This is a genomic window from Corallococcus terminator, from assembly GCF_003611635.1.
Taxonomy (GTDB): Bacteria; Myxococcota; Myxococcia; order Myxococcales; family Myxococcaceae; genus Corallococcus; species Corallococcus terminator.
Genome location: NZ_RAVZ01000128.1, coordinates 1 through 24,925 on the forward strand (window position 1 = coordinate 1; position 24,925 = coordinate 24,925).

General features: G+C 69.8%; 18 protein-coding genes. 14 read left to right on the plus strand and 4 right to left on the minus strand.

From position 1 onward, the window contains the following. On the plus strand, positions 1–1,472 hold a 1,472-nt coding region (locus D7V88_RS19310), incomplete at its 5' end, for a glycoside hydrolase family 78 protein (RefSeq protein ID WP_504813966.1). 103 nt (positions 1,473–1,575) lie between these two features. Here the strand turns inward: D7V88_RS19310 and D7V88_RS19315 are convergent. Beyond that, the gene (locus D7V88_RS19315) at positions 1,576–1,980 is read right to left on the minus strand and encodes a VOC family protein (RefSeq protein ID WP_120542125.1); all 405 of its coding nucleotides are present in this window, start codon (positions 1,978–1,980) and stop codon (positions 1,576–1,578) included. A 225-nt stretch (positions 1,981–2,205) separates the two neighbouring features. Between D7V88_RS19315 and D7V88_RS19320 the strand changes: the two genes are divergently transcribed. Both D7V88_RS19320 and D7V88_RS19325 read left to right on the plus strand, forming a co-directional pair. Then, on the plus strand, positions 2,206–2,502 hold the full coding sequence (locus D7V88_RS19320) for a hypothetical protein (RefSeq protein ID WP_120542126.1): 297 nt from the start codon (positions 2,206–2,208) through the stop codon (positions 2,500–2,502). 329 nt (positions 2,503–2,831) lie between these two features. Then, positions 2,832–4,895 carry a M20/M25/M40 family metallo-hydrolase gene (locus tag D7V88_RS19325; RefSeq protein WP_120542127.1) on the plus strand — a complete coding sequence of 688 codons (2,064 nt, stop codon included), beginning with the start codon at positions 2,832–2,834 and terminating at the stop codon, positions 4,893–4,895. Positions 4,896–4,972: 77 nt separating this feature from the next. Here D7V88_RS19325 and D7V88_RS19330 read toward each other — a convergent pair whose 3' ends face one another. Both D7V88_RS19330 and D7V88_RS19335 read right to left on the minus strand, forming a co-directional pair. Then, the gene (locus tag D7V88_RS19330; protein ID WP_120542128.1) at positions 4,973–7,996 is read right to left on the minus strand and encodes a hybrid sensor histidine kinase/response regulator; all 3,024 of its coding nucleotides are present in this window, start codon (positions 7,994–7,996) and stop codon (positions 4,973–4,975) included. A 133-nt stretch (positions 7,997–8,129) separates the two neighbouring features. Beyond that, positions 8,130–9,272 (minus strand): D-alanine--D-alanine ligase family protein, encoded by a 1,143-nt coding sequence (locus tag D7V88_RS19335; RefSeq protein WP_120542139.1) that lies wholly within the window; start codon positions 9,270–9,272, stop codon positions 8,130–8,132. A 103-nt stretch (positions 9,273–9,375) separates the two neighbouring features. Here D7V88_RS19335 and D7V88_RS19340 point away from each other — a divergent pair, with 103 nt between their 5' ends. The 4 genes from D7V88_RS19340 (at position 9,376) to D7V88_RS19355 (ending at position 15,746) form a co-directional block, all read left to right on the plus strand. Next, complete coding sequence (locus tag D7V88_RS19340; protein ID WP_244238253.1) at positions 9,376–10,446, plus strand: putative zinc-binding metallopeptidase; 1,071 nt, start codon at positions 9,376–9,378, stop codon at positions 10,444–10,446. 1 nt (position 10,447) lies between these two features. Continuing rightward, positions 10,448–11,485 (plus strand): D-alanine--D-alanine ligase family protein, encoded by a 1,038-nt coding sequence (locus D7V88_RS19345; protein WP_120542129.1) that lies wholly within the window; start codon positions 10,448–10,450, stop codon positions 11,483–11,485. 66 nt (positions 11,486–11,551) lie between these two features. After that, positions 11,552–13,783 (plus strand): FUSC family protein, encoded by a 2,232-nt coding sequence (locus D7V88_RS19350; protein WP_244238254.1) that lies wholly within the window; start codon positions 11,552–11,554, stop codon positions 13,781–13,783. Between the two features lie 55 nt (positions 13,784–13,838). Next, positions 13,839–15,746, plus strand: coding sequence for an RICIN domain-containing protein (locus D7V88_RS19355; RefSeq protein ID WP_120542130.1), 1,908 nt, complete (start codon positions 13,839–13,841; stop codon positions 15,744–15,746). Positions 15,747–15,771: 25 nt separating this feature from the next. Here D7V88_RS19355 and D7V88_RS19360 read toward each other — a convergent pair whose 3' ends face one another. Continuing rightward, the gene (locus D7V88_RS19360) at positions 15,772–16,536 is read right to left on the minus strand and encodes an alpha/beta fold hydrolase (RefSeq protein ID WP_120542131.1); all 765 of its coding nucleotides are present in this window, start codon (positions 16,534–16,536) and stop codon (positions 15,772–15,774) included. Between the two features lie 224 nt (positions 16,537–16,760). Here D7V88_RS19360 and D7V88_RS45190 point away from each other — a divergent pair, with 224 nt between their 5' ends. From D7V88_RS45190 to D7V88_RS19395, 7 genes are all read left to right on the plus strand, one after another. After that, a complete protein-coding gene (locus D7V88_RS45190; RefSeq protein WP_120542132.1) occupies positions 16,761–17,891 on the plus strand; it encodes a hybrid sensor histidine kinase/response regulator in 1,131 nt (376 codons plus the stop codon). A 19-nt stretch (positions 17,892–17,910) separates the two neighbouring features. Further along, positions 17,911–19,545 (plus strand): ATPase domain-containing protein, encoded by a 1,635-nt coding sequence (locus D7V88_RS19370; RefSeq protein WP_120542133.1) that lies wholly within the window; start codon positions 17,911–17,913, stop codon positions 19,543–19,545. Continuing rightward, positions 19,542–19,901 (plus strand): response regulator transcription factor, encoded by a 360-nt coding sequence (locus D7V88_RS19375; protein WP_120542134.1) that lies wholly within the window; start codon positions 19,542–19,544, stop codon positions 19,899–19,901. Before D7V88_RS19370 ends, D7V88_RS19375 begins: the two co-directional genes overlap by 4 nt. A gap of 134 nt (positions 19,902–20,035) precedes the next feature. Next, the gene (locus tag D7V88_RS19380; RefSeq protein ID WP_120542135.1) at positions 20,036–21,418 is read left to right on the plus strand and encodes an MATE family efflux transporter; all 1,383 of its coding nucleotides are present in this window, start codon (positions 20,036–20,038) and stop codon (positions 21,416–21,418) included. A 47-nt stretch (positions 21,419–21,465) separates the two neighbouring features. Further along, positions 21,466–22,890 carry a ComEC/Rec2 family competence protein gene (locus tag D7V88_RS19385; RefSeq protein WP_120542136.1) on the plus strand — a complete coding sequence of 475 codons (1,425 nt, stop codon included), beginning with the start codon at positions 21,466–21,468 and terminating at the stop codon, positions 22,888–22,890. 179 nt (positions 22,891–23,069) lie between these two features. After that, positions 23,070–24,293, plus strand: coding sequence for a glutathione-independent formaldehyde dehydrogenase (locus D7V88_RS19390; protein WP_120542137.1), 1,224 nt, complete (start codon positions 23,070–23,072; stop codon positions 24,291–24,293). Positions 24,294–24,377: 84 nt separating this feature from the next. Further along, the gene (locus tag D7V88_RS19395) at positions 24,378–24,758 is read left to right on the plus strand and encodes a response regulator (protein ID WP_158625111.1); all 381 of its coding nucleotides are present in this window, start codon (positions 24,378–24,380) and stop codon (positions 24,756–24,758) included. The last annotated feature ends 167 nt before the right edge of the window (positions 24,759–24,925 follow it).

Genomic DNA, 24,925 nt, shown 5'->3' on the forward strand with positions numbered 1-24,925 from the left:
GTCCACGACAGGCCCACCTGGCTGTCGCCACGGCCACCCCCGGCGACAGCCAGGTGGGCCTGTCGTGGACCGCCTCCGCGGGCGCCAGCCAGTACTGGGTGATGAAGACGGAGGGCTTCGCGGGCTGTGACTTTGGCAAGGCGCGCGTGGCCACCGTCACCGGCACCAGCTACACCGACCCGGAGGTCGCCAACGGCCGGCAGTACTGCTACTCCGTCGTGCCCGCGAGCAGCAACGCGTGCTTCGGCCAGGCGAGCACCTGCACCTGCACCACGCCGTCCTGCGCCGCGCCCACGGCGCCCACGCTGTCCACCCCCGCCTCCGGCGCCACCGGCGTGGAGCTGCTCGCGGTGCTGGACTGGGCGGACGTGACGGGCGTGTCCGGCTACGAGGTGCAGGTGGCGACGGACAGCGCGTTCACCAACGTGGTGAGGAGCGCCAACTCGCTCATCGCCAGCACCTGGACGGTGTCCCCCGGCCTGTCGGCCACCACCGCCTACTACTGGCGCGTGCGCGCGATCAACTCGTGCGGCGGCACCAGCGGCTGGTCCGCGGCGCGCGGGTTCACCACGCGCGGCTGCGTCAACCTGGCGGCGCCCACGCTGTCGTCCCCCGCGAACGGCGCCACCGGCGTCGCCCTGGCCCCGGCGCTGGACTGGTCGGACGTGGCGAGCGCTTCGGGCTACGACGTGCAGGTGGCGACGGACAGCGCGTTCACCAACGTGGTGCGCAACACCACCGCCCTGGGCTCCAGCGCCTGGAACGTGACGCCCGGCCTGTCCAACCTCACCACCTACTACTGGCGCGCGCGCGCCACGGATAGCTGCGGCGCGAGCGCGTACAGCGCCGCGGCCAGCTTCACCACCACCAACGTCTGCACCCCCGTGGTCGCCACCTACAACGCCAATCTGCGCACGCCCGCCTGCGGTTCGGTGTGCGGTTGTGACACCGGCCCCACGCTCGTCAACGGGCGCGGCACCCTGTCCGGCGGCGCGGAGCCCAACCAGCCCAACACGCTGGGCGCGACGTGCGCGGACGGCACCTCCGGCACCTACCACGCGGATGAGAGCATCGACCGCGTGTCGCTCAAGACGGTGGACCAGGGCCTCATCACCCCGGGCAAGCAACTGACGGTGGACGTGACGGTGTGGTGCTACGGCACCACGGACCAGTTGGACCTGTACTACACGACGAACACCACCACGCCCGCGTGGACGACCGTCACCACCGCCCAGGCGTGCACCGCGGTGGGCGCGAAGACGTTCTCCATCCCCGTGACGGTGGGCAGCACCACCGGCCAGCACGCGGTGCGCGCGCAGTTCCGCTACGGCGGCTCCGCCTCCAGCGCCTGCGTGTCCGGTTCGTACAACGACCGTGACGACCTGGCCTTCAGCGTCGTGTCCGCGGTGGCCGCGTCCCCCGCGGGCCCGGCCGCGAAGCAGGTCCAGGGTCGCACCGTGACGGCGCGCTAGTCACAGGCCCGCGCGAAGTCCCGTCGCACGCCAGGGGCTCCCGGGTCATCCCGGGGGCCCCTGTCGTTTTCCTCCGCCAACGCGCTGCTTCAAGGGGTGGACTTCAATCCCACTGGAGGACGATCGATGGCGCCGAGCGCTTCGCCGGACCGTGGAACACCATCTCGATGTTGTTGCCATCCGGATCCAACACGAAGGCCGCGTAGTAACCCGGGTGGTACGGACGCTCCCCGGGCGCGCCGTTGTCCCGGCCCCCCGCGGCCAGCGCCGCCTGATGGAAGCGCTGCACGCGTTCCCGGTCCGGTGCCTGGAAGGCCAGGTGCACGCGCGCCGTGGGCGCCGAATCCGCGCTCACGTACAGCTCGTCCACCGCGAGGTGGCGCTCGCTCTCGCTGAACACCGCGATGCCCATCACCTCCAACACCGCCTTGTAGAAGCGCTTGCTCGCCTCCAGGTCCCGGACCTGAAGGTGGACGTGGTCGAACAAACGGCCGTGGTGCAGCTCCATGGTCAGCCTCCCTCGGTGTGATTCTTACTTTCTGCGTGTCCAACAAATGGCAGACGGCCGGACCGCAAACCCGCAAATCGTGCATGTCAAGGTGGGGGTGCCCGGTAAGTCCCGAAAGCGGAAAAGACCTTCCGCAAAAGGGTGGGCACGTGGCAGCGGGCGGACACAGGTTCATGCGATAGTCCGCGCCGCTTCGCTTGCTCGTGCCTTCAGGAGGGTGCCGCGATGTTCATCGAAATCATCGTCATGCCCCGCGAAGAGCGGCCTCCCGCACGTCGCTCGTCGGAGCGGCGCGGCAGGGAAGAGCTGGCCCGGTCCTGGCAGGAAGAGGGCAAGGCCTTCCACCACGCCGTGCTGGAGTTCATCAAGGCCCAGCACCTGTTGGGCGCGGTGAAGTGGATGAGCGAGCCGGGGATGCTGCCCCAGGTGACGCTCATCGCGTCGGAGCGCGTGCTGGAGAAGCTCAAGTCGGAGCCCCGCTTCGACGCCGGTCGTTCGCTGTCGTTGAATCTGCAGACCTGATTGCGCGGCGCCCCCCGGCGCCCCCCCTCACCCCACCACTTCCGAGACACCGCGAAATGTTTTCGCGTGGGTCCGCGCGTGGCCCGGGTGCGTCATGGTCAGCGTCCCGGCTTTGCCTGTCTCATCCTGTTTCACGCTGCTCTCCGCCTTGACGGCCCCGTCTTGATTTCCCCAGGATGCGCTCCCAACCCACGGGGTCCAGGACGCAGGCGTCCAGGCCTGGACGTGGGCGATTTTCACCGTGCCTTCCCTCAGTTGCCTTTCCCCCGGAGCCGGGCACGGGTGGCGTTCACGCGGGGCGAGCCCTCGCCCGCAAATCGGAGCGGAACATGCGTTTCAAGAAGTTGGCCCCCGTCGTCCTGTCGCTGTGCTGCGCCACCGCATCCGCCCAGGAGGCGCGCGAGAAGGAGGTCTACATCTCGGTGGGTTCGGAGACGCTGGACGCCCTGCGCACGTCGTTCCGCGCCTCCGGCACGTCCGCGCCCACGCTGGTGCGTGAGGCCAACGGCGTGAGCGTGCTCAAGCTGAACGAGTCGCAGTTGGGCAACGTGTCCCAGTTGATGCACGACAAGTATCACCGCTGCGCGGGCTTCCTCACCCACGACACGCAGGAAGCGGCGCTGGCGGTGCTTCAGCCCGTGCAGCCGGCCATCAACCCGTCGCTGGTGAGCTACACGCTGGACAACGCGGCGGTGGTCAGCTCGCTGTTCTCCGGCCTCCAGGAGTCCAGCCTGCGCAGCACCATCACGCAGTTGTCCAGCTACACGAACCGCTACTACAAGGGTTCGGCCAGCTCCGTGCAGGCCTCCAACTGGCTGCGGGACACGTGGCTGTCGTACGCGGCGGGCCGCAGCGACGTGAGCGTGCAGTTGTACACGCACTCCACCTGGGATCAGCCCTCCGTCATCGCCACCATCACGGGCACCCTGCTGCCCAGCGAGGTGGTGGTGATTGGCGGCCACCTGGACTCCATCAACCTCAACGTGGCGTCCTCCAGCCGTCCCACGGCGACGGCGCCGGGCGCGGATGACGACGCCTCCGGCGTGGCCACCCTCTCCGAGGTGTTCCGCGTCGCGATGGCCAAGGGCTACAAGCCGGCGCGCACGGTGAAGTTCATGGCGTACGCGGCGGAGGAGGTGGGCCTGCTGGGCTCGCAGGCCATCGCGCAGGCGCACAAGGCGGCGGCCACCAACGTCGTGGGCGTGCTCCAGTTGGACATGACCAACTACCGCGGCTCCACGGTGGAGGTGACGCTCGTCACGGACAACACCAACGCGGCGCAGAACACGTTCCTCGGCAACCTCATCGACACGTACACGGGCTACTCGCGCTCCAACATCACGTGCGGCTACGGCTGCTCGGACCACGCGTCGTGGACCAGCGCGGGCTACCCGGCGTCCATCCCGTTCGAAGCGACGATGAGCCAGGACAACCCGTACATCCACACGGCCAACGACACGCTGGCCAACAGCACGGATGGCCAGAGCGGCAACAACGCCAACAACGCGCTGAAGTTCGCGCGCATCGCGGCCGCATACCTGGCGGAGCTGGGCAAGGGCACCATCCCCGGCCTGCCCACGGACACGCAGGCCCCCACGGTGACGCTCACCACGCCGACCAACGGCGGCACGGTGACGGGCACGGTGAACCTGGCCGCGACGGCCAGCGACAACGTGGGCGTCAACAAGGTGGAGTTCTTCGTGGACGGCGCCATCCGTGGCACCTCCTTCACGTCTCCCTACACCTTTGCGTGGGACAGCCGCACGGTGGCCAACGGCAGCCACACCTTCGCGGCGAAGGCGTCCGACAGCGCGGGCAACGCCACCACCACCAGCACCACCACGGCGACGGTGTCCAACGTGTCCACGTCCGGCACGTATGACGCCACCTACAAGACGCTGCGTTGCAGCGCGGTGGCCGCCACCTGCGACAGCGGCACGGCGTTCAAGGGCCGTGGGGCCATGAGCCCGGCGGAGACGAGCGCGCCCAACACGCTCAAGGGCACCTGCATCGACGGCAGCAGCGGCACCTTCCACAGCGACGAGTCCAACGACGCGCTCAAGGTGTCCACCGTGGACGGCAGCAACTTCGCCCCCGGCAAGCAGGTGAAGGTGGAGGCCACGGTCTGGGCCTACGCCAGCCCGTCGTCGGATCGCCTGGACCTGTACTACACGGCCAACGCCGCCGCGACGACGCCGGTCTGGACGCTCATCACCACGATCACGCCGACGGCCGCGGGCGCGACCACGCTGTCCGCCACGTACACGCTGCCCTCGGGCACCAACCAGGCCGTGCGCGCGCAGTTCCGCTACGGCAGCGGCAGCCCCGCCAGCGCGTGCGTGTCCAACGAGTACAACGACCGCGACGACCTGGTCTTCACCGTCGGGCAGTAGGCCTCACGCCTCGGCTTGAAGCCGTGAAGTGACCGTCAGGGGGGCCTGGGCCGTGTGCCCGGGTCCCCCTTTCTTCGTCACGCGGCCTTGAGCCCTTCCAGGGGAAGCTCCACCACGAAGGTCGCGCCCTGGCCCGGCTCGCTGTCCACGGTGATGCGTCCGCCGTGCGCCTCCACCACCTGCCGGGAAATCCACAGGCCCAGGCCCAGCCCCCCGTAGTTGCGGCCGGGCACCGCGCGCTCGAAGCGCTCGAAGATGCGCGCGCGGTCCTCCGCACGGATGCCAATGCCTTCGTCGCGCACGGTGACGCGCGCGGTGCCGTCCTCGGAGGCCACGCGCACGCAGATGGGGCGGCCCTGGCCGTAGCGGGCCGCGTTCGACAGCAGGTTCGTCACCACCTGATCGATGCGCAGCCTGTCGTACCGGCCGACGAGCGGCGCCCCCGCCTCCAGCGTCACCGTCACGCCCATGCGCTCCACCTCCGCGCGCAGGCGCGCCACGGCGCTGCCCACCACGGAGGTGAGGTCCACGTCGTTCAGCTCCAACGCCAGCCGTCCCGTGGTGAGCTGCGACACGTCCAGCAGCGTCTCCATCAGCGCGTGCAGCCGCTGCACCTGCCGGCCCGCGGACTCCAGCGGGCTCTTCGCACGGCCCAGCGCGTCCTCCCCCAGGCTGCGCTCCAGCCGCTCCAGGTGGAGGCGGAAGGCGGCCAGCGGCGTCTTGAGCTCGTGGCTCGCCACCGCGAGGAAGTCATCGCGGGCCTGGAGGCGCTCGCGCAGCGACGCGGCGAGCAGTTCCTGGCGCAGGGCTTCGCGGCGCATGCGCGAAAGCTCCAGCATGGAGCGCACGCGCGCCACCAGCTCCCGGGCGCTGAAGGGCTTCACCAGGTAGTCGTCCGCGCCCGCCTCCAGCCCCTCCACCGCTTCCTCCTCGCCCGCGCGGGCGGACAGCATCACCACGGGAAGGGAGCGCGTGGCCGGAGCCTCCCGCAGCGCGCGCAACAGGCCGAAGCCGCCCAGCCGGGGCATCATCACGTCCGTCAGCACCAGGTCCGGAGCGCTCGCGTGCGCGGCCTCCAGCGCGGCCTGTCCATCCGCCGCCAGCGTCACGTCGAACGAAGGGGACAGCACGCGCTGCACGTATTCGCGCATGTCGGCGTTGTCGTCCGCCACCAGCACGCGGGGCCGGAGGGCCACGCCCCCCATCTCCGCGGGACGAAGTGGCTCCCTGCCCGGCTCCAGCTCCGGCGCCGCGTCCGGCGGTGACGGCCGCGCGGGTAGCGGTCCGTCGTCCGACCAGCGTTCGGCCTCCTGGAGGAAGGGGCGGACGCCCTGCGCGGTGGACTCCTGCTCGCGCGGAGCGAGGATCCGCTCGGCGGGCAGGTGGGCAGAGCCCCGGGGGATGCGGACGGTGAAGGTGCTGCCCTCGCCCTCCACGCTCTCCACCCCCACGTCGCCACCGTGCTGGGCCACCAGCTCGCGCACCAGCGCCAGCCCGATGCCGGTGCCTTCGTGGGTGCGGCCCCGCGCGTTGCGCACGCGGTGGAAGCGCTCGAAGAGGTGCGGAAGCTCCTCGGCCGGGATGCCCGTGCCGGTGTCCCGGACGCGCAGGACGACCGCGTCCCCGGTGGCCGTCAGCCGCACGCCGAGCGAGCCCGTGAAGGTGAACTTGAGCGCGTTGGAGAGCAGGTTGAAGACAACCTTTTCCCACATCCGCCGGTCCACGTAGACGGGCTCCGGCAACACAGGACAGTCCACCGTGAAGACAAGCCCCGTGCGCTCCACCGCCGAGCGGAAGTGGCTGGCCAGGTCCTGCGTGAACGCGGACAGATCCGTGGGCTCGAAGCTGGAGTCGATGCGCCCCGCCTCCAGCCGGCTGAAGTCCAGCAGCGTGTTCACCAGCCGCAACAGCCGGCCCGCGTTGCGGTGGACCACCTCCAGCTCGTGCCGGGCCGCCTCCGTCAACGGCCCCCCGGCGAGCACGTCCTCCAGTGGCCCCAGCATCAGCGTGAGCGGCGTGCGGAACTCGTGGGAGATGTTGTGGAAGAAGGCCGTCTTCGCCCGGTCCAGCTCCGCGAGCTGTTCGGCGCGCTGCCGTTCCTCCTCGTAGGCCCGCGCGTTGCGCAGCGCCACCGCCACCTGGGCGCCCAACAGCTCGCTGAAGGAGGCGTAGCCTTCGTCGAACGCGCGGTTGGGCGACAGCCCCGTGACGAGCACGCCCAGCGGCGCGGCCGTTCCCGCCCCCGCGAGCGACTGGAGGAGCAGCGACCCCACCGCGTCACCGAAGGGCCCTCCCCGCAGGGACAACGAAGGCTCCAGACCGTCCCTGCGCACCCGCTCGCCATCGAGGGCGCGCAGGAAGGGGGCCACCTCCGCGCTCCCCGCGTCCAGCGCGAGCGTCGTGGGGCTCAGCGGCCCGCCGCGCTCCAGGCCCACGGCCCCGCACAGCGTCAGTGACCTTCCGTCCTGCGAGCGCAGGTAGAGCAGCGCGAAGGGCACATCCAGTGGGTGTCCAGCCATCGCGGACACCAGGTCCGTGCACGTCTTCGTGACGCTGCGCGTGTCCGAGGCCTGGGCGGACAGGTCGCGCAACAGCCGCATGCGGCGGCTGCTGAGCACCTGCTGAGTCACCTCCGCGCACACCGCGAGCATGCCGCCGATGGCCCCCGTGTCGTCGAAGGCGGGCGCGTGGCTGACGTCGAAATAGGACTCCTCCCGGTAGCCGCTGCGCTCCAGGAGCAGCCGCATCGCGGGCACCCAGCTTGCGACGCCGGTGGTCATCGCCTCCATCACCAGCGGGCCCAGCGCGTCCCACGCCTCCGCCAGCGTGCCGCGGATGTCCGTGCCCAGCGCGCCCGGGTGCTTGTCGCCAATCACCGCCGAATAGGCGTCGTTGTAGAACTGGCTGAGCTCCGGGCCCCACGTGAGGATCATCGGGTAGCGCGATCCGAGCAGCGTCTTCACGAGCACCTTGAGGCTCGTGGGCCACGAAGCCACGGGGCCCACCGGCGTCGAAGCCCAGTCATGCGCGCGCACGAGCGCATGCATCTGGCTGCTTCCCGTGAAGAGGGCCTCCGGACCGGGAGGGACTTCCTGACTCATCTCAGCGGCGCTCCTGGATCACCGAGCCCTGTCCCTATGGCGGCTCCCAGTGGATTCCCACTGGAAAAATGCCCATCCGTCGCGGGCTGACCACCCTTCCCTCCTCCCGCCTGCATGCCCGGCATCCAGGCCACTAGCGCAGCCGGCGAAGCCGCCACGCCTGCGAGAGGAGGTGGACGAGCAGCTCGCTGTACGACCAGCCGAAGGCTTGCGCCGAGAGGCTCACGAGGCTGTCCTGCCGCTCCCTGCCGGGGCGCCCCGGCCCGGTGATGTTCGGCTTCAGGTTCAGGTCGAAGAGCTGGAACGTCCCCAGCGTGTCGCTCCGACAGTCGATGCGGATGGGCGCGGTCACCCCCAGGAGGCCGGCCGCGAGCGCGCACTTCTCCAGCAGGACCCTCACCCGGGGCTCCCCGCGTGCGGCCGGACCCAGCACCTCGCTGTTGTCCACCACCGCCACCTCGCCGCTGTAGGGCGCCACCCCGTCCTGGTGTTGGAAGCGGCGCACGGGAGGCAGCGTCCATGGCTGGGCGTAGTCGTGGGGCACGCCTCCAAGCTTGAAGCGCGCCGGGGGCATCACCGTCACGGTCAGCTCGTCCCCGGGCAGGTACTGCTCCAGGATCAACGTGTCGCCAAAGCGGGGCACACCCTGCTCGCGCGCGGACAGCAGCTCCGCCGCCACCGCCTGGAGCTGTCCGAAGTCCGCGACGCGCACCACGCCCTGGCTGCCGCGACCGCGCATCGGCTTGAGCACCAGCGGGAAGCCCAGCGCGTGCGCCTCCAGCTCCGCCTGCGTGAGCGTGTCCAGGCCCAGGCGCCCGGAGGCCCTCCGGGCGCTGACGAGCACCGACGCGGCGACGGGATGGCCCGCGCGGCGCAGCGCTTCGTTGGTCACCCACTTGTCGTCGAACGTCTCCTGCGTGCGGGGATCCTGCCCGACAACCCACACGTCTTTCAGCACATCCTCCAGGGGGTGGCCGGTGAACAGCACGGTGTTGGCCCACAGCACCCGGGCCCCGGCCGCGCGCGCCGCCTCGATGCCCGCCGCGTCATCCCCGAACACCCAGTCCTCCTGCACGCGCGGGTCGGGGTTCGCCACCGGCGTCACCACGGGGACACCCGCCTCGCGCAGCGCGTACGCGATGTCCGCGCCGCTGTCCGCATAGCCACCCTGCTTGGCCGGCTTGCGAACGCCGTCGATGACCGGCGGGGGCAGGGCCTGGAAGAGCACCGCGACCGGAGCGCGGGACTCCGAGGCAGGAAGGCCTTCACGGCGCATGTCCGATTCCATGTCCCATCCCTTCAAGGGCTCGGCGGCCTGGCTGCTTCGCGACGCTCGCCGGGCTGTCCATCCCCGGAGTCGATTCTTACCTATCGAAGGGATGATGCCATCCCCCCAGCCCGAATCGCGGGTGCTGCGCGAGAAGCATCCCTCCGAGGGCAGCGAAGGCCGCGGCCGGCTTTCACCCCGGCGCGAGGCGCTGCTCCAGGCGCGCATCAAAGACTTGTCGCTGCGGCTGTCCGGCACGCCGCTGGAGCGCTACATCGCGCAGCTTCACGCGGAGCTGGAGGCCAAGGGGCTGTCGTTCAAACCCCAGTGCTATCTGTCCGACGAATGGGGCTGCCCGTCGGGAGTGCCCGTCATCGGCCTGCCCTTCTACCTGGCGGATCCGGACCTGCTCTCCATCGAGGCGGAGCTGGGGGGCAGCGCGGAGACGGAGGCCGAAATCCTCATGTACCTGCGCCATGAGGCCGGCCACGCCTTCAACTACGCCTACCGCCTCTATGAGACCGACGAGTGGCGCCGCGTGTTCGGCGACTACGCGCGGCCGTACCGGGATGACTACAAGCCCCGGCCCTTCTCCCGCCGGTACGTCTTCCACATCGCCGGCTGGTACGCGCAGAAGCACCCGGACGAGGACTTCGCGGAGACCTTCGCCGTGTGGCTCACGCCGGGCAGCGACTGGGAGAAGCGCTACCAGGGCTGGGGCGCGCTCAAGAAGCTCCAGTACGTGGAGGCCACCGCGAAGGCGCTGGGCCACACGCCCGCGCTGGTGAGCCTGGCCCAGCCGGACCTCACCACCGAGGAGATGGAGGGCACCGTCCAGGACCACTACCGCCAGCGCGAGCTGGACGAGAAGGTGGACCTGGAGCTGCGCAACGCCTTCGACCACGCGCTGGAGGACATCTTCTGGGGCCCGGGCGAAGCGCCGGTGAGCGCCGCGACGCTGGTGCAGGCGGAGCGCCAGCGCCTGCTCTCCACGGTGGGCCACTACTCCGGCGTGGGCCGGGGCGTGGTGCGCGCACTGGTGGACCACCTGTCGGAGCGAACCGCCGCGCTGAACCTCACCCTGCACCCCGACGACAGCCGCGAGGCCGCGATGCAGTTGGCGTCGCTCGTCACGGTGCTGGCGATGAACTACCTGCACACCGACCGCTTCTTCGAGGACTGACATGCCCCTGAAGTCCCTTCGCATCGCCGTCCTCCACTACCAACCGAAGAACGAACCTCCGGACGCCGTCGTGGCGCAGGTGAGCGCCGCCCTGCGCGCGGCCGGCCATGAGCCCGTGGACGTGCGCGTGGATGAAAGCGTGTCGGACCTGGTGCGGCTGGTGGCCCGGGCGAAGGCGGACCTCGTCTTCAACCTGTGTGAGACCTTCGCGGAGGACTACCGCCTGGAGGTCAACGTCGCCGCGGTGCTGGAGCTGGCGCGCATGCCCTTCACCGGCTCGGGCACCGCGGGGCTGCTGCTCGCGCAGGACAAGGTGCTCACCAAGCAGTTGCTCCAGTTCCACGGCGTGCTCACGCCGCGCTTCGCGACCTTCGACGGCCTGTCGTTCCAGGCGAACGGTGATTTGTCCTTCCCCCTGGTGGTGAAGCCCGCTCGCTCGGACGCGTCCCTGGGGCTGGGGGTGGAGAAGGACATGGAGGGGCTGGCGCGGCGGGTGAAGAAGATCCGCGAGGAGTACGACGACGAGGCGCTGGCGGAGGAGTTCATCGAAGGCCGCGAGCTGTACGTCGGCGTGGTGGGCGACAGCGCGCGCCCGGAGGTGCTCCCGGTGGTGGAGCTGGACTTCGGCTCGCGGTGGAACCGCAAGCGCATGAAGATCGCCAACCGCGAGGTGAAGTTCGCGCCGGAGACGCCGGGCAGCCCCCACCTCGTGCTGCCGACCGACCTGTCGGATGAGCTGCAGGGCCGCATCGGGCGCGCGGCGGTGACGGCCTTCCGCGCGCTCAAGCTGCGCGACTACGCCCGCATCGACTTCCGCGTCTCCAGCCGCACCAACGAACCCTACCTGCTGGAGGTGAACCCCAACCCGTACCTGGAGACCCAGTGCGAGGTGGCCATGGGCGCGCAGGCGCGCGGCATGGGCTACGACGCGCTGGTCCAGCGCATCGTGGACACGGCGGCGAAGCGCTACGGCCTGGGAGTGGCGAAGAAGGCCCCACCCGGTGCGTCCCTGCCGGCGGAGCCGTCCGCCCCGCACTGACGCCTGACGGGCATCCGGCCCGGATTCCGGTGGCCCCGCCGGGGGCCGGTGCTCTATGGGGAAGGGGTGATTCGCCGTCAGCTCCTGGACCACGCCAAGGCCGTGGCCCGCTTTGCCCCCGTGAAGCCCGCGGTGAAGGCGGGCCTGCGCGCCGCGCTCGCCATCTTCGTCCCCATGGTCGTGGGCGCCGCACTGAAGCTGCCCGGCGAGCTGTGGCTCGCCATTGGCGGCTTCAACACGTCCTTCGTGGACAAGGGCGGCTCCTACCACGCGCGAGCGCGCGCCATGGGCGGCACGGCGCTGGCGGCGGCGTTGTCCGCGGCCGTCGGCAGCCTCGTGGGGCTGTACCCCTCGCTGTCCATTCCCCTCACCCTCGTGTGGGTGACGGCGTGGAGCTTCGCGGGCGTGTACGGCGCCGCGGCGAACACCACCGGCAACATCGCCGCCACCACCTTCGTCATCGCCGTGGCGCTGCCCGGGGATGGCCCGATGCACGCCCTCGTTTCCGGCGCGATGCTGCTGGCCGGCGCCTCGTGGGCGATGGTGCTGTCGCTGGTTCTCTGGCCCATCCGGCCGTACCGCCCCGCGCGCAAGGCGGTGGCGGCGTGCTTCGACGCGGTGGCGGACTACGCGGAGGCGCTGTCGCGCGTGTCACAGGGCGCGCGCGAGGATTCCTGGCAGTTGCTCATCCAGGAGCAGCATGGGCGCATCCGCGAGACGCTGGAGGTGGCGCGCACCACGCTCACCGCCACGCGCCAGGGCCGCGTCGAGCGCGGTCGCGGGGAACGGCTGCTGGTGCTGCTGGAGGCCGCGGATGCGATGTTCATGGGGCTCATCGCCCTGGCGGAGGACCTGGAGAGCCTGGGGCCTCCGGTGAGCGCGGTGGGAGACCCGCGCGCGGCGGTGGTCGTCGCCCTGCTGGACTGCGCGCACACCGCGCGCGACCTCGTGCGGCTGACGGAGCAGGAGGGCCGCAGCCGCAGGCCCCAGCCGGAGTGGGATGGCCGCGCGCTGCGCGACGCGCTCACCGACCTGGACACACGTGGGCTGCTCACCCGCCTGGAGCGGGCGCGGCTCCGGGACGTGGCGAGGCTGCTCACGGAATTGCGCGAGCGCGCGGACGTGGCGCTGGACACCGCGTGCCGGCTGCCCGGGCCTCCGGTGCAGGGCATGCCTCCGCCCAAACGCGAGCTGGCCGAGGAGCCCCACCCTTCCCTGCTGGAGCCACTCAGGGCGCACCTCACGCTGGACTCGGAGGTGCTGCGGCACGCGCTGCGCGTGGGCGTCACCACCACCGCGGCGGTGTGGATCTCCAGCATCTTCCGGCCGAACCACAGCTACTGGGTCACCATCACCGTCCTCACCATCATGCAGCCGTACACCGGGCCCACCTTCCTCAAGGCGCTGCAACGCGTGCTGGGCACGGTGGTGGGCGGCATCCTCGCCATCGGCGTGTCGTACTGGCTCCAGGACCCGCGCATGATGATGGGGCTCCTGTTCTGCACGGCGGCGCTGTGCGTGAGCCTCATCCCGCTCAACTACGGGCTGTTCACCGTCTTCGCCACGCTCACCTTCGTGCTGCTCGCGGAGCTGGGCAGCGGGGACTGGACGCTCGCGCCGGTGCGCATCGTCAACACCGTCATCGGCGGCGCGCTCGCGCTCGCGGGCACCTTCTTCCTCTGGCAGCGCTCGGAGGAGGAGCGCTTCCCCGCGCAGATGGCGGAGGCCCTGCGCGCGGACCGCGAGTTCTTCGGCGTGCTGGCGTCCGCGTGGCGGCGCGGGGAGTCCCCCCAGGCCCAGGCGCTCGCGGAGGCCCGCCGCAAGCTGGGGCTCGCCACCATCAACGCGGAGACGTCCTTCCAGCGCCTGCTCAACGAACCGCGCTGGAGCACCGAGGCCCTGGAGCCGCTGATGACGCTGCTCGCGTTCACCCGCCGCTTCGCCGCCGTCTGCACCCTGCTCGCCTCGCGGAAGTCCGTGCCCTCCACGCCCGCGGTGCACGAGGCCCTGGCCCGCTTCTGCGCCGCCATGGACGAAGCGCTGGAGGACCTGGCGGACGCGGTGCTCCACGGCCGTCCTCCCCGTGCCCTGCCCGCCTTCAACGCCCTGCTCGGCTGGAACGTCCCCACCCCCGACGCGCCGGGCCTCGCCCTGGGCCAGGAAGCCCCGCTGCTCCAGTCCCAACTGGAGCGACTGGCGCGCCAACTGTCCGTCCTTCACGGCGCCGCCACGCGCCGGATGGAGGCCCCGCCGAGCCCCGTGCCTGCTTCCCAGCCATCCACGAATAACGCGCCATAGCCGTAAAAATTGAATAGTCTCCCGGGCCTTTCCCTCTGCCGTTGGAGAGTCCCGCATGTCCTTCGTGCCGTCCCGTGCCTGGCTGTCCCGTATCCCCCTGAGTGGCCTGATCCTGGCCGCCGCCACGTTCGCGTCCCCTGCCGCGCTCGCGGCGAATGAATCCGTGAAGGTGTGGCTGACGACGACGTCGGGCAGCACGCTGGCGAAGAAGCTCAACGCGGAAGCGAACAAGACGTTCGGCGCGGAGAGCGGCACGGCGACGGCCATCGACGTGAATGACGCCACGACGTACCAGACCATCGACGGGTTTGGCGGCGCGCTGACGGATGCGTCCGCGTGGCTCATCTACAACTCGCCCCAGCGCACGGCCATCATGAACGACCTGTTCAGCGTGGGCGCGGGCGCGGGCTACAGCGTCATCCGGCTGCCCATGGGCGCGTCGGACTTCTCTCGCAACAACTACACCTACGACGACACCTGCTGTGACCTGAACGACTTCTCCGTGGGCCACGACACGGCGTACATCCTGCCGCTGCTCCAGCAGGCGCGCTCCATCAACCCGGAGGTGAAGATCTTCGCGGTGCCGTGGAGCGCGCCCGCGTGGATGAAGTTCAACAACTCGCTCACGGGCGGCGGCTACCTGCGCAACGACCTGTACGGCACGTACGCCAGCTACTTCGTGCGCTTCCTCCAGGCGTACAACACGCACGGCGTGCCCATCCACGCGTTCAGCACCCAGAACGAGCCGCACAACGCCAACGGCAGCTACCCGACGATGCAGATGGAGTCCAACGACCAGTCCATCTTCACCGCGCAGCACCTGCGCCCGGCGCTCAACGCCGCGGGCTTCAGCGGCGTGAAGCTGCTCGCGTGGGACCACAACTGGCACGACGGCTCCGGCCCCGCGGGCTTCCCGCACGAGGTGATGGCCTACAACGGCGGGCAGGCGCAGGCCGCCGTCGCGGGCGCCGCGTACCACTGCTACGAAAGCCCCGAAGGCAGCTACACCGTGCAGACCGACTTCCGGAACGCGTACCCCAACAAGGAGGTGCACTTCACCGAGTGCACCGGCGGCTTCTGGGCGACGAACGCGGCCGCGAATCTGGAGTGGGCCCTCCAGAACAACCTCTTCGGCCCGCTGCGCAACTGGTCGCGCACGTCGCTGTACTGGAACATCGCGTTGGACCCCAACCACGGTCCGCGCGTGGGCGGCTGCGCGGACTGCCGGGGCATGTTCACCGTGAACAACGGCAACGGCACCTTCACGCGCAACGAGGAGTATTACGCGTGGGCGCACCTGGCGAAGGTGGTGCGGCCGGGCGCGGTGCGCGTGGGCGCGACGTCGCTGGGCAACAACAACATTGAAACGCTCGCCTTCCGCAACCCGGATGGCTCGCACGCGCTCGTCGCGCTGAACTCCAACGACGGCGCCACGCTCAGCTTCAAGGTCCGCTGGGCCGGGCAGGCGTTCGAATACAGCCTGCCGCCGCGCTCGGTGGCGTCCTTCCAGTGGGGCGGTGCGGCGGCCCCGCAGGGCCCGTGGTACCGGCTCGTGAACAAGGCCACCGGCAAGTGCGTGGACATCGTCGGGCCGTCCGCGGCGGATGGCACCGGGCTGCACCAGTGGACGTGCCACACGGGCGCAAGCCAGCAGTGGTCCCTGGTCGCCACCGACAGCGGCTATTCGCGGCTCGTGTCGCGCTACAGCGGCAAGGTGGTGGACGTGGACGCCGCGTCCGCCGCGGACGGCGCGCGCGTGCAGGAGTGGTCCTGGGCGGGGGGCCTGAACCAGCAGTTCAAGCCGGTGGCCACCACCGGGGGCTTCTCCCGCTTCGAGGCCCGTCACAGCGGCAAGGTGCTGGACGTGGCCAACTGCTGGAACACCGGCGACGGCGCTGGGCTCCAGCAGTGGGTCTGGGCCAACAACGACTGCCAGCAGTTCCGCCTGGAAGCCATGCCCTGATGGGAAACCTCCCCGCGACGGCGCCTCAGGGCACCGTCGCGAGGAACACATCGAGCAGGGCGTTCACCTGCTCGGGTGCATCCAGTTGCACCCAGTGCCCCGTGCCCGTCACGACCTTGAACGGAATCCCCGGGACGAGCACGTGGTACGCGCCGGGGGATTCGTTGAGCGGCGTGATGACGGACAGGATGGGCCCGGGGTAGCGCTTCAGCGCGGACTCCGGGTCGAACGTCAAGAGCGCCCCCATGCCGGCGCGGAACGCGCCCTGCGCGGTGCGCCCAAGCTGCGCCATCACCCGCTCGCGCACCTCCGGGGAGGAGGCCGGCAAGAGCGACTGCCAGTACTCCCCCGCCGCGTCCTTCCAGTGGTCGGTGGCCAGCGCGTCCATCATCCCCTGCGCCTGCTCTTTCGGAACGGAGCGGCCGTCGGAGGCGGGGTCCAACAGGAACAGGCCCGCGACGCGCTCCGGATTCGCCCCCGCCCAGGCCGCGCACACCGCGCCGCCCAGGCTGTGCCCCACCAGCACCACGCGCGACAGCCCCAGGCCGTCCACCACCGCGCCCAGGTCCCGGGCGAACTCCTCGACGGGGATCTCCTGGGCGGACGACGTCAGCGTCGAGCGGCCGTGTCCGCGCAGATCCAGGGCCACCGCGCGGCGGTGCGCACGCACGTGCGCCAACTGCCGGGCCCACTGCTCCGTGTCCCCGCCGAGCGAGTGCACGAACACCACCGGGATCCTCGTCCCGGCGCCACCATCATCCACATACAGCTCTCCTGCCGCGCCCTTCATGTCCCGTGGCCTTTCCGCGCGGGGTTCCCATTGACCCGCGCGCCGTTGAGTTCCAGGTCGCCCGTTTCAACAGCGTCCTGACGGAAGAACGACCCATCCGGCGGTCGCTTCGTTCGGAGTCCAACACCCTCCAGGCGGCCGTGCACGCACCCACCGCTCTTTTTGGATCCAGGTGGTTCCGTTCGCCACCATCGCAACCACTCTTGCGTGCACCTCCAAGTCACGTGAAGACCTCCGACCCACAAGAACCGGGCGCCCGTTCCCGGATCACCGTCCTCAACGTCAACGACGACGCGGCGACGCTGTACCTCTTGAGCCTCACGCTCCGGCAGGGCGGCTACCACGTGCTCGAAGCCACCTGCGGCCAGGAGGCGCTGACGCTGGCGCAGGGGATGCCGGACCTGGTGTTGCTGGACGTGCACATGCCGGACATCGACGGCTACGAGGTGTGCCGCCGCCTGCGCGCCGACGAGGCCACGCGCGATCTGCTCATCGCCCACCTGTCCTCCGTGTCCATCCAGCGCGAGGACCGCGTGAAGGGGCTCGCGCAGGGCGCGGACGCGTACTGGACCCGGCCCCTGGCGGAGGACGAGCTGCTGGCCAACATCGAAGCGCTCCTGCGCCTGCAGGCCCGCGCCCGGGACGCCGTGCGCGCGCGCGACCGCTTCCTCAGCATCGCGGCGCATGAGCTCAAGACGCCCATGACGGTGCTGCGGCTCAACCTGGAGCGCGCCGTGCAACTCGTGGTGAACGACGCCGCGGGCGCCGTGTCCACCGGCCCCGTGGAGAAGCGGCTCACCCCCGCGGTGCGCCAGCTCACCCGGTTGCAGCACCTGGTGGACAGCCTGCTGGATGTCTCCCGCCTGTCCACCCGCGACATGGAGCTGGACGTGGAGACGGTGGACCTGTCCCGGCTCTTGCGCGAACAGGTGGAGCGGCTCCAGCCGCAGGCCCGCAGCGCAAGGGTGGACCTGGACGTCACGCTGCCCGACGCGCCCGTCCTCCTCTTCGGAGATGCGCCGCGGCTGGCGCAGGCCGTGGGACATCTGGTGTCCAACGCCATCAAGTTCGGCGAGGGCCGGCCCGCGCGCGCGCGCCTGGAGACGCGCGACGACCACGCGGTGCTGACGGTGGAGGATGAGGGCGTGGGCATCGCGCCGGAGGACCACGCGCGCATCTTCCGCCGCTTCGAGCGCGTGACGACGGGCGAGCGCTTCGACGGCCTGGGCCTGGGCCTCTACCTGGCGCTGGCCATCGCCACCGCCCATGAAGGCACCCTCACCGTGCGAAGCGCCCTGGGCCAGGGCGCCCACTTCGAACTTCGGCTTCCGCTGCACCTGACCCGACGGTACTGAACCTCAAGGAGAACACTTCGTGGCGAACACGGCGGACAACGACGAGGGCACGCAAGCGCACGACGGCAGGAGCCCCGCGAAACGGCTCGTGACCAACGTGCCCCGGCTGGACTTCATCACCAAGGGCGGCCTCATCCAGGGCTCGTCCTACGCCATCATCGGACCGCCAGGTTCGGGCAAGACGGTCTTCGCCAACCAGATCGCCTTCGAGCACGTGCGCACCGGGGGCAAGGCCCTCTACGTGACGCTGCTGACCGAGTCGCACGGGCGCATGCTGGAGAACCTGTCGCAGATGACGTTCTTCGACCCCAGCGTCATCCCGGAGAAGCTCCAGTACATCAGCGCGTACCGCGACCTGGAGAAGGAGGGCCTCAAGGGCCTGCTGGAGCTGGTGCGCAAGAACGCCCAGCAACACGGCGCCACGCTGCTCATCATCGATGGCATGGACGCGGCGAAGGAGTTCGCCCGCTCGGACCTGTCCTTCAAGCGCTTCCTTCAGGACCTCCAGACCTTCTGCAACATCCTGGGCTGCACCTCACTGCTGCTGGCGCCGCACCACCAGGGGGAGATCCACCCGGAGAACACCGCGGTGGACGGCATCTTCGAACTGTCCCTGTGGCTGCACGGGCCCCGCGCGGTGCGCGAGCTCATCGCCATCAAGTTCCGGGGTGGGCCGTCGCTCCTGGGCCGCCACGAGGTGGAGATCTCCGACCAGGGCATGGTCATCCACCCGCGCACGGAGGTGCAGTTCGCGCACCCCGCGGCGCAGGGGCGCGAGGACCGCATCCGCATGCCCTTCGGCATCCCCCGCCTGGACGACGCGATGAAGGGGGGCCTCTTGTCCGGCTCCACCACGCTGCTGCTGGGCGCGCCCGGCACCGGCAAGACGCTCCTGGGCCTGCGCTTCCTGCTGGAGGGAGCGAGGGCGGGCCAGCCGGGCTTCTACTTCGGCTTCTACGAAACGCCCCCGCGCCTCATCGAGAAGGCCCTGGGCACGGGCATGAAGGACTTCAAGAAGTACGTGGACGAAGGCCTCATCGAAATCCAGTGGCAGCCGCCCCTGGAGCACAACATGGACTCGCTGGCGGAGCGGCTCCTGGAGCGCATCGAGGAGCGCAAGGTGGACCGGCTGCGCCTGTTCATCGACGGGGTGTCCGGCTTCCGCTCCGCCGCCGTGTACCCGGACCGCCTGGGCCGCTTCTTCTCCGCGCTCACGCACCAACTGCGGATGATGGACGTCACCACGCTGTACTCGGATGAGACGCCCCTGTTCAGCCCCGGCGTGGACATGCCCCAGCCGGAGGCGGCGTCCACCGTGGAGAACGTCATCCTGGTGCGCTACGTGGAGTTGCGCTCGCAGCTCTACCGGCTGCTCTCCATCATGAAGATGCGGGAGAGCGCCTACGACAGCAGCATCCGTGAGTTCTCCATCTCCTCGGACGGCATCACCGTCGCGGACACCTTCGAGAGCGCGGAGAGCATCCTCACCGGCCATGCGCGCATGACGTCGGGCTCCAGGCCGGCGGCCCGCGCGGACGCACGCGCCGGAATCAAGGCCCCCCTGGGCACGAAGGGCGCGAAGTCGAGGAGCACGAAGAAGCAGCCCGCGAAGAAGCGGGCTCCCGCAAGCGCCTCCCGCCGGAGTCGCACATGAAGACCGTGCTCGTCGTGGACGACGAACTGGACATCGCGGAAGCCGTACAGGCCATCCTGGAAGAGGAGCAGTTCCGCGTCATCCTCTGCGGCAACGGCAAGGAGGCCCTGGAGAAGCTCGCGGAGGAGAAGCCCGCCCTGGCCATCATCGACGTGATGATGCCGGTGATGAACGGCTACGAGACCATCGACGCCATCCGCGAGGACCCGGGTCACGTCTTCCCCATCCTCGTGATGAGCGCCATCCAACCGCCGAAGGACAAGGCCACGCAGCAGGGCTGGGCCGGCTTCCTCAAGAAGCCCTTCTCACTGGAGTCCCTGCTGGAGTCGGTGACGCGGCTGACCTCCGCTTCGTAGGCGGAAGGGTCGCACGTTGCGGTTCCGACACGTTTGCAGCTCCAACCGGGCGCCGGGCAGGCAGCCGGCGCTCGCTTCGGGTTGAAAACGACAGGTCGCGCGCGCACAGTGGGGACACTTGACGCGGCGCATCCATGCACACTGAAGTCGTGACGAACTCCCGCCAGGAGCCCGGCCTGTTCCGGCTCACCTGGCCCATCTTCTTCGAAATCTTCCTCTTCATGCTGATGGGCACGGCGGACACGCTGATGCTCAGCGGCGTGTCCGACGCCGCGGTGTCCGCGGTGGGCGTGGTCAATCAGTACGTCTTCATCTGCATCCTCATCATGGAGGTGGTGAGCCACGGCGCATCCATCGTCGTGTCCCAGTACCTGGGCGCGAAGCGGAGCGCGGAGGCGTCCCGGATCGCGGCGCAGGCCGTGACGATGAACCTCCTGCTGGGCATCGCGGTGAGCGCGGGGCTCTTGCTGTCGGCGGACACCATCCTCGGGCGGATGAACCTGGAGCCGGTGACGCTTTCGTACGCGAGCACCTACTGGCACATCGCGGGCGGGTTCCTCTTCCTCCAGGCGCTCATCAACGTCTTCTCCAGCCTCATCCGCACGTACGGCTTCACGCGGCAGTCCATGTTCGTGGCCATGGGCATGAACGTGGTGCACGTCGTGGGCAACTGGGTGCTCATCTTCGGGCACTTCGGCGTGAGCGCTCGGGGCGTGGAAGGCGCGGCGATGTCCACCGTGCTGAGCCGTGCCCTGGCGGTGGGCGTCTTCGGCTGGCTGCTCTACCGCGTGATGGACGTGCGCATGAAGCGCCGGGACTTCGTCGCGATGACGGGCGAGTACGTGCGCAAGATTCTGCGCGTGGGCGTGCCGTCGGCGGTGGAGCAGATGACGTACCACGCGTGCCAGACGGTGTTCCTGTACTACGTGACGTTCCTGGGCCCGGCGGCGCTCGCGTCCCGGCAGTACGCCAACGCGATGTCGCAGTACGTGTTCCTGTGCAGCCTCGCCATCGGGATGGGCACATCCATCATCGTCGGGAGGCTGGTGGGCGCCAACCGCTCCTCGGACGCGTACGCGCGCGTGCTCACGAGCCTCAAGTGGAGCCTCGGCATCACCGTGGCCGTGGACCTGACGGCCATCGTCTTCCGCGACCCGCTCATCCGCCTCTTCACCCACGACGGCGACATCCTGAGGATGACGTCGCAGGTGCTGGTGCTGAGCCTCATCCTGGAGACGGGGCGCTCGTTCAACCTGGTGCTGGTGAACGCGCTGAGAGCCGCCGGGGATGCCACCTTCCCCGTCTACATGGCGATGGGCTCCATGGTCTGCATGAGCCTGCCCCTGGGTTACTTCCTCGTCTTCCACCTCCAGTTGGGGCTCGCGGGCGTGTGGCTGGCGGTGGCCGCGGATGAATGGACGCGTGGGTTGGCCATGTGGTTGCGCTGGCGCAGCCGGGCCTGGGAACGCCTGTCGCTGGTGACACCCGTGGAGGCGCCGCCCGTCCTCGCCCATTAGGGCATGGACGTGTACAGGGAGCGCACGGGGGCCCTACGATGGCCCCCATGCCCACCCGAGTGCGCATCATCCACTTCGACGTGTCGCAGGGAGAGTCGTCCCTCATCAGCCTGCTGCCCGCGATGGGTGATGCGAAGCACGTCCTCATCGACGGCGGCAAGCTGAGCCGTGGCAGATACGTGCGGCTCATGCTGGACAAGCTGGGCGTCACGAAGCTGGACGCCATCGTGTGCACGCACCCGGACGGCGACCACCACGAGGGCCTCACCCCGGTGGTGGAGGAGCTGGCCGAGGTGACGAAGCTGTACGCCCCTCGCGACGTGTCCGACTTCCACAAGTACACGAAGCTCAAGAAGGCCTGCGAAGACGCGGGCACCACCTGGGTCGACGCGCGGGTGAACACGAAGCTCATCGACTCCGCGGGCTGCCTGCTGAAGATCGTCCACGTCGGCCGCGGCACCGTGAGCGACGACAACCCGGCCAGCATCGGGTGCACGCTCAAGTTCCACGACTTCACCTACTTCACCGCTGGGGACCTGCCGCTCGAGGACGAAGAGGGCCTGGGCCTGGGCCACATGTGCGCGTTCAAGTGCGGCCACCACGGCGCGGAGACGAGCACGTCCCGCGACTTCGTGGATGCCATCACGCCCACCGCCGCCTTCATCTCCGCCGGGCACCACAACCATGACCATCCCCGGCAGTCGGTGCTGGACATCCTCTGCGCCACGGACAGCCTCCAGCGCTTCTACACGACCAACTGCGAGCCCAACCGCACCGGCTTCGTGAACAGGGGCACCGGCGCGCAGCGCAAGGGCTTCGCCGCGAGCGCGCGCCTCCAGGGCGTGATGGGCCACCTCGTCGTCTACACCGACGACACGCTCGCGAAGCACCACGATGGCGCGGGCATCACCTTCCGCGTGGCCCACCCGCAGGACGCGGGCCTGGGCGGGGGCTTCCAGTGGAAATGGTACGCGCACATGTGCCTGAAGAACGACCATGTGCCGGAGTCCGCGCTGCCGCCGGTGAACGCGCCCCTGACCGCGAACGAGCTGCCGGAGTTCCGCCTGGAGGCGCTGTCCACCACCATCCAGACCCAGCAGCTCACCACCCCCACCTACAGCTTCGCGGACCTGCTGGCCGCCTCCCAGGTCGACACCTTCAAGCGCCCGAGCAGCCCCATCCGCGAGTACATGGGGGACCCGGACAACTTCCTCAAGGACTCCTCCGCCAAGAAGCGCAAGGGCAGCGGCGCAAGCAGCGGAAGCCAGCCCAAGAAGAAGGCGCGGGTCTACGTGCATCAGGACGACGTCCAGCGGATGTCCCGGTGTGTGTGGTGCGGAGATGACTCCATGGGCAGCAAGGCGCCCTACCTGTCGAAGTGCGAGTGCAACCTGGACTGGTACGTCTGTCGTGACTGCAAGCACGAGCGCAAGGAGACGGTGGACTGCGACCTGTTGAGCGTCGCCGTCTGAGAGCTTCGCTCCGCCCGCGCTTCATTCCAGCGCGGGATGCCCCTGTCGCCGCATGCCTGCCCCGCACGCTTGCGGGGGGCGTTCGCAACGTCCGGTGGGGCCCCTTCCCCCAGGCATCTCCCATCCCACTTTTGGTGGGGCGCGCATCCGCCCGCCCCACCACTTCGAGGGAGAAGCCCATGCTCGCCGTCGTCTACAAGAAGACCAGTCAGGTGAAGGTCGAGGAGGTCGAGGACCCCAAGGTCGAAGCGACCACCGACGCCATCATCCGCGTCACCTCCGCGGGCATCTGTGGCAGCGACCTGCACATGTACGAGGGCCGCACCGCGTCCAAGGCAGGCCAGGTGTTCGGCCACGAGAACATGGGCGTGGTGGAGCAGGTCGGCCCCGGCGTGGTGGGCATCAAGAAGGGCGACCGCGTGGTGCTGCCCTTCAACATCGCCTGCGGCACCTGCTTCGACTGCGTGCGCGGCCGCACGGAGGCCTGCCTGGTCGCCAACCCGGACGCGCCCCACGCCGGCTACGGCTACGCGGGCATGGGCCCCTACCGCGGCGGACAGGCGGAGCTCTTGCGCGTGCCCTGGGCGGACTTCAACTGCCTGAAGCTCCCCGGGCAGCCCGGTGACGACCTGGAGGACGACTTCCTGCTGCTGTCGGACGTCTTCCCGACCGCCTACCACGGCACCGAGCTGGCGAACGTGAAGCCCGGCAGCACCGTGGCCGTCTTCGGCGCGGGGCCCGTGGGCCTGCTCGCCGGCTACTGCGCGCTCTTGCGCGGCGCTTCCGAGGTCTACGTGGTGGACAGCGTCCCGGAGCGCCTAGCCAAGGTGAAGGAGATGGGCGCCATCCCCATCGACTTCACGAAGGGCGATCCGGTGAAGCAGATCATCGACCTGCGCCGCCAGAACCCGCTCATCATGGGCTCGCTGCGGCCGGGCGAGGAGAAGGCCCTGGGCGTCATGTGCGGCATCGACGCGGTGGGCTACCAGTCGCGCGACAACAAAGGCGCGGACGCGCACGGCGGCAAGGAGAAGCCCACCCAGGTGCTGGAGCAACTGGTGGAGCTGGTGAACCCCACGGGCTCCATCGGCGTCGTCGGCGTCTACATCGCGCCGGACCCCGGCGCCGCGGATGAGAACGCGAAGCAGGGCATCTACCCGCTGCCGTGGGCCAAGGTGTTCGACAAGGGCATCACCGTGGGCACCGGCCAGACGCCGGTGAAGCGCTACAACTACTTCCTGCGCGACCTCATCATCGCGGGCCGCGCAAAGCCGAGCATGATCGTCAGCCACCGCCTGCCGCTGAGCGACGCGCCGGAGGCCTACAAGAAGTTCGACGCCCGCAAGGACGGCTACACCAAGGTCATCCTCAAGCCGCAGCAGAGCCCCAAGGCCAAGGCCTGAGCCAGGATGTCCGCCAGTGCCCCTTCCGCGCCCTCTGAAGTGGACGGGCGTGCGGAAGGGGCCCGGGCGGTATAGGGTTTGACAGTGGACGCCCTGGACAATCCGTCGACAGTGCTCGTCGTTGAAGGCTACGACGACCTGCGCGAGGCGCTGGTGGCCCTCCTCGTGTTGGAGGGGTACACCGTCCTGTCCGTGGCGACCGCCATGCAGGCGATGGAGGTGCTCGCCCGCCTGCCCCGCCACCCCTGCCTGGTGCTCTTGAGCCTGATGCTGCGCAGCCCCGAGGACCAGACGTTCCTCTCCCGGCTGCGGAGCATGGAGCCGGCCCCCCGGGTGCCGGTGCTGGCCCTGACGGCGGATCCCGACCTCCAGGCACCCCTGCCCGGCACGGTGGGCCTCCTGGGCAAGCCGGTGCGCACGGAGGTCCTCCTGGCCGCCGTGGAGCGCTACCGGGCCCGGCCCTGAGTCCACGGAAGGTCTGGAACCGCGCAACTCCTGGGGCTTTCGGGCGATAATCCTTCAAACGGCCACCGTCGTTCTGGTGGTTCGAGGGGGAGTCCGTCATGTCCAGAGTCGGTGAATCCAGCGGCGGTGCCGCAGCGCGTGTCCAGCAGGCCCGGTCCCAGGAGGTC

Excerpts from the sequence above, each read along its gene's own strand:
- D7V88_RS19315 (WP_120542125.1), bottom strand. The coding sequence starts at position 1,980 with ATGGAGCTGCACCACGGCCGTTTGTTCGACCACGTCCACCTTCAGGTC.
- D7V88_RS19320 (WP_120542126.1), top strand. The coding sequence starts at position 2,206 with ATGTTCATCGAAATCATCGTCATGCCCCGCGAAGAGCGGCCTCCCGCA.
- D7V88_RS19325 (WP_120542127.1), top strand. The coding sequence starts at position 2,832 with ATGCGTTTCAAGAAGTTGGCCCCCGTCGTCCTGTCGCTGTGCTGCGCC.
- D7V88_RS19330 (WP_120542128.1), bottom strand. The coding sequence starts at position 7,996 with ATGAGTCAGGAAGTCCCTCCCGGTCCGGAGGCCCTCTTCACGGGAAGC.
- D7V88_RS19335 (WP_120542139.1), bottom strand. The coding sequence starts at position 9,272 with ATGCGCCGTGAAGGCCTTCCTGCCTCGGAGTCCCGCGCTCCGGTCGCG.
- D7V88_RS19340 (WP_244238253.1), top strand. The coding sequence starts at position 9,376 with ATGATGCCATCCCCCCAGCCCGAATCGCGGGTGCTGCGCGAGAAGCAT.
- D7V88_RS19345 (WP_120542129.1), top strand. The coding sequence starts at position 10,448 with ATGCCCCTGAAGTCCCTTCGCATCGCCGTCCTCCACTACCAACCGAAG.
- D7V88_RS19355 (WP_120542130.1), top strand. The coding sequence starts at position 13,839 with ATGTCCTTCGTGCCGTCCCGTGCCTGGCTGTCCCGTATCCCCCTGAGT.
- D7V88_RS19360 (WP_120542131.1), bottom strand. The coding sequence starts at position 16,536 with ATGAAGGGCGCGGCAGGAGAGCTGTATGTGGATGATGGTGGCGCCGGG.
- D7V88_RS19375 (WP_120542134.1), top strand. The coding sequence starts at position 19,542 with ATGAAGACCGTGCTCGTCGTGGACGACGAACTGGACATCGCGGAAGCC.
- D7V88_RS19380 (WP_120542135.1), top strand. The coding sequence starts at position 20,036 with ATGCACACTGAAGTCGTGACGAACTCCCGCCAGGAGCCCGGCCTGTTC.
- D7V88_RS19385 (WP_120542136.1), top strand. The coding sequence starts at position 21,466 with ATGCCCACCCGAGTGCGCATCATCCACTTCGACGTGTCGCAGGGAGAG.
- D7V88_RS19390 (WP_120542137.1), top strand. The coding sequence starts at position 23,070 with ATGCTCGCCGTCGTCTACAAGAAGACCAGTCAGGTGAAGGTCGAGGAG.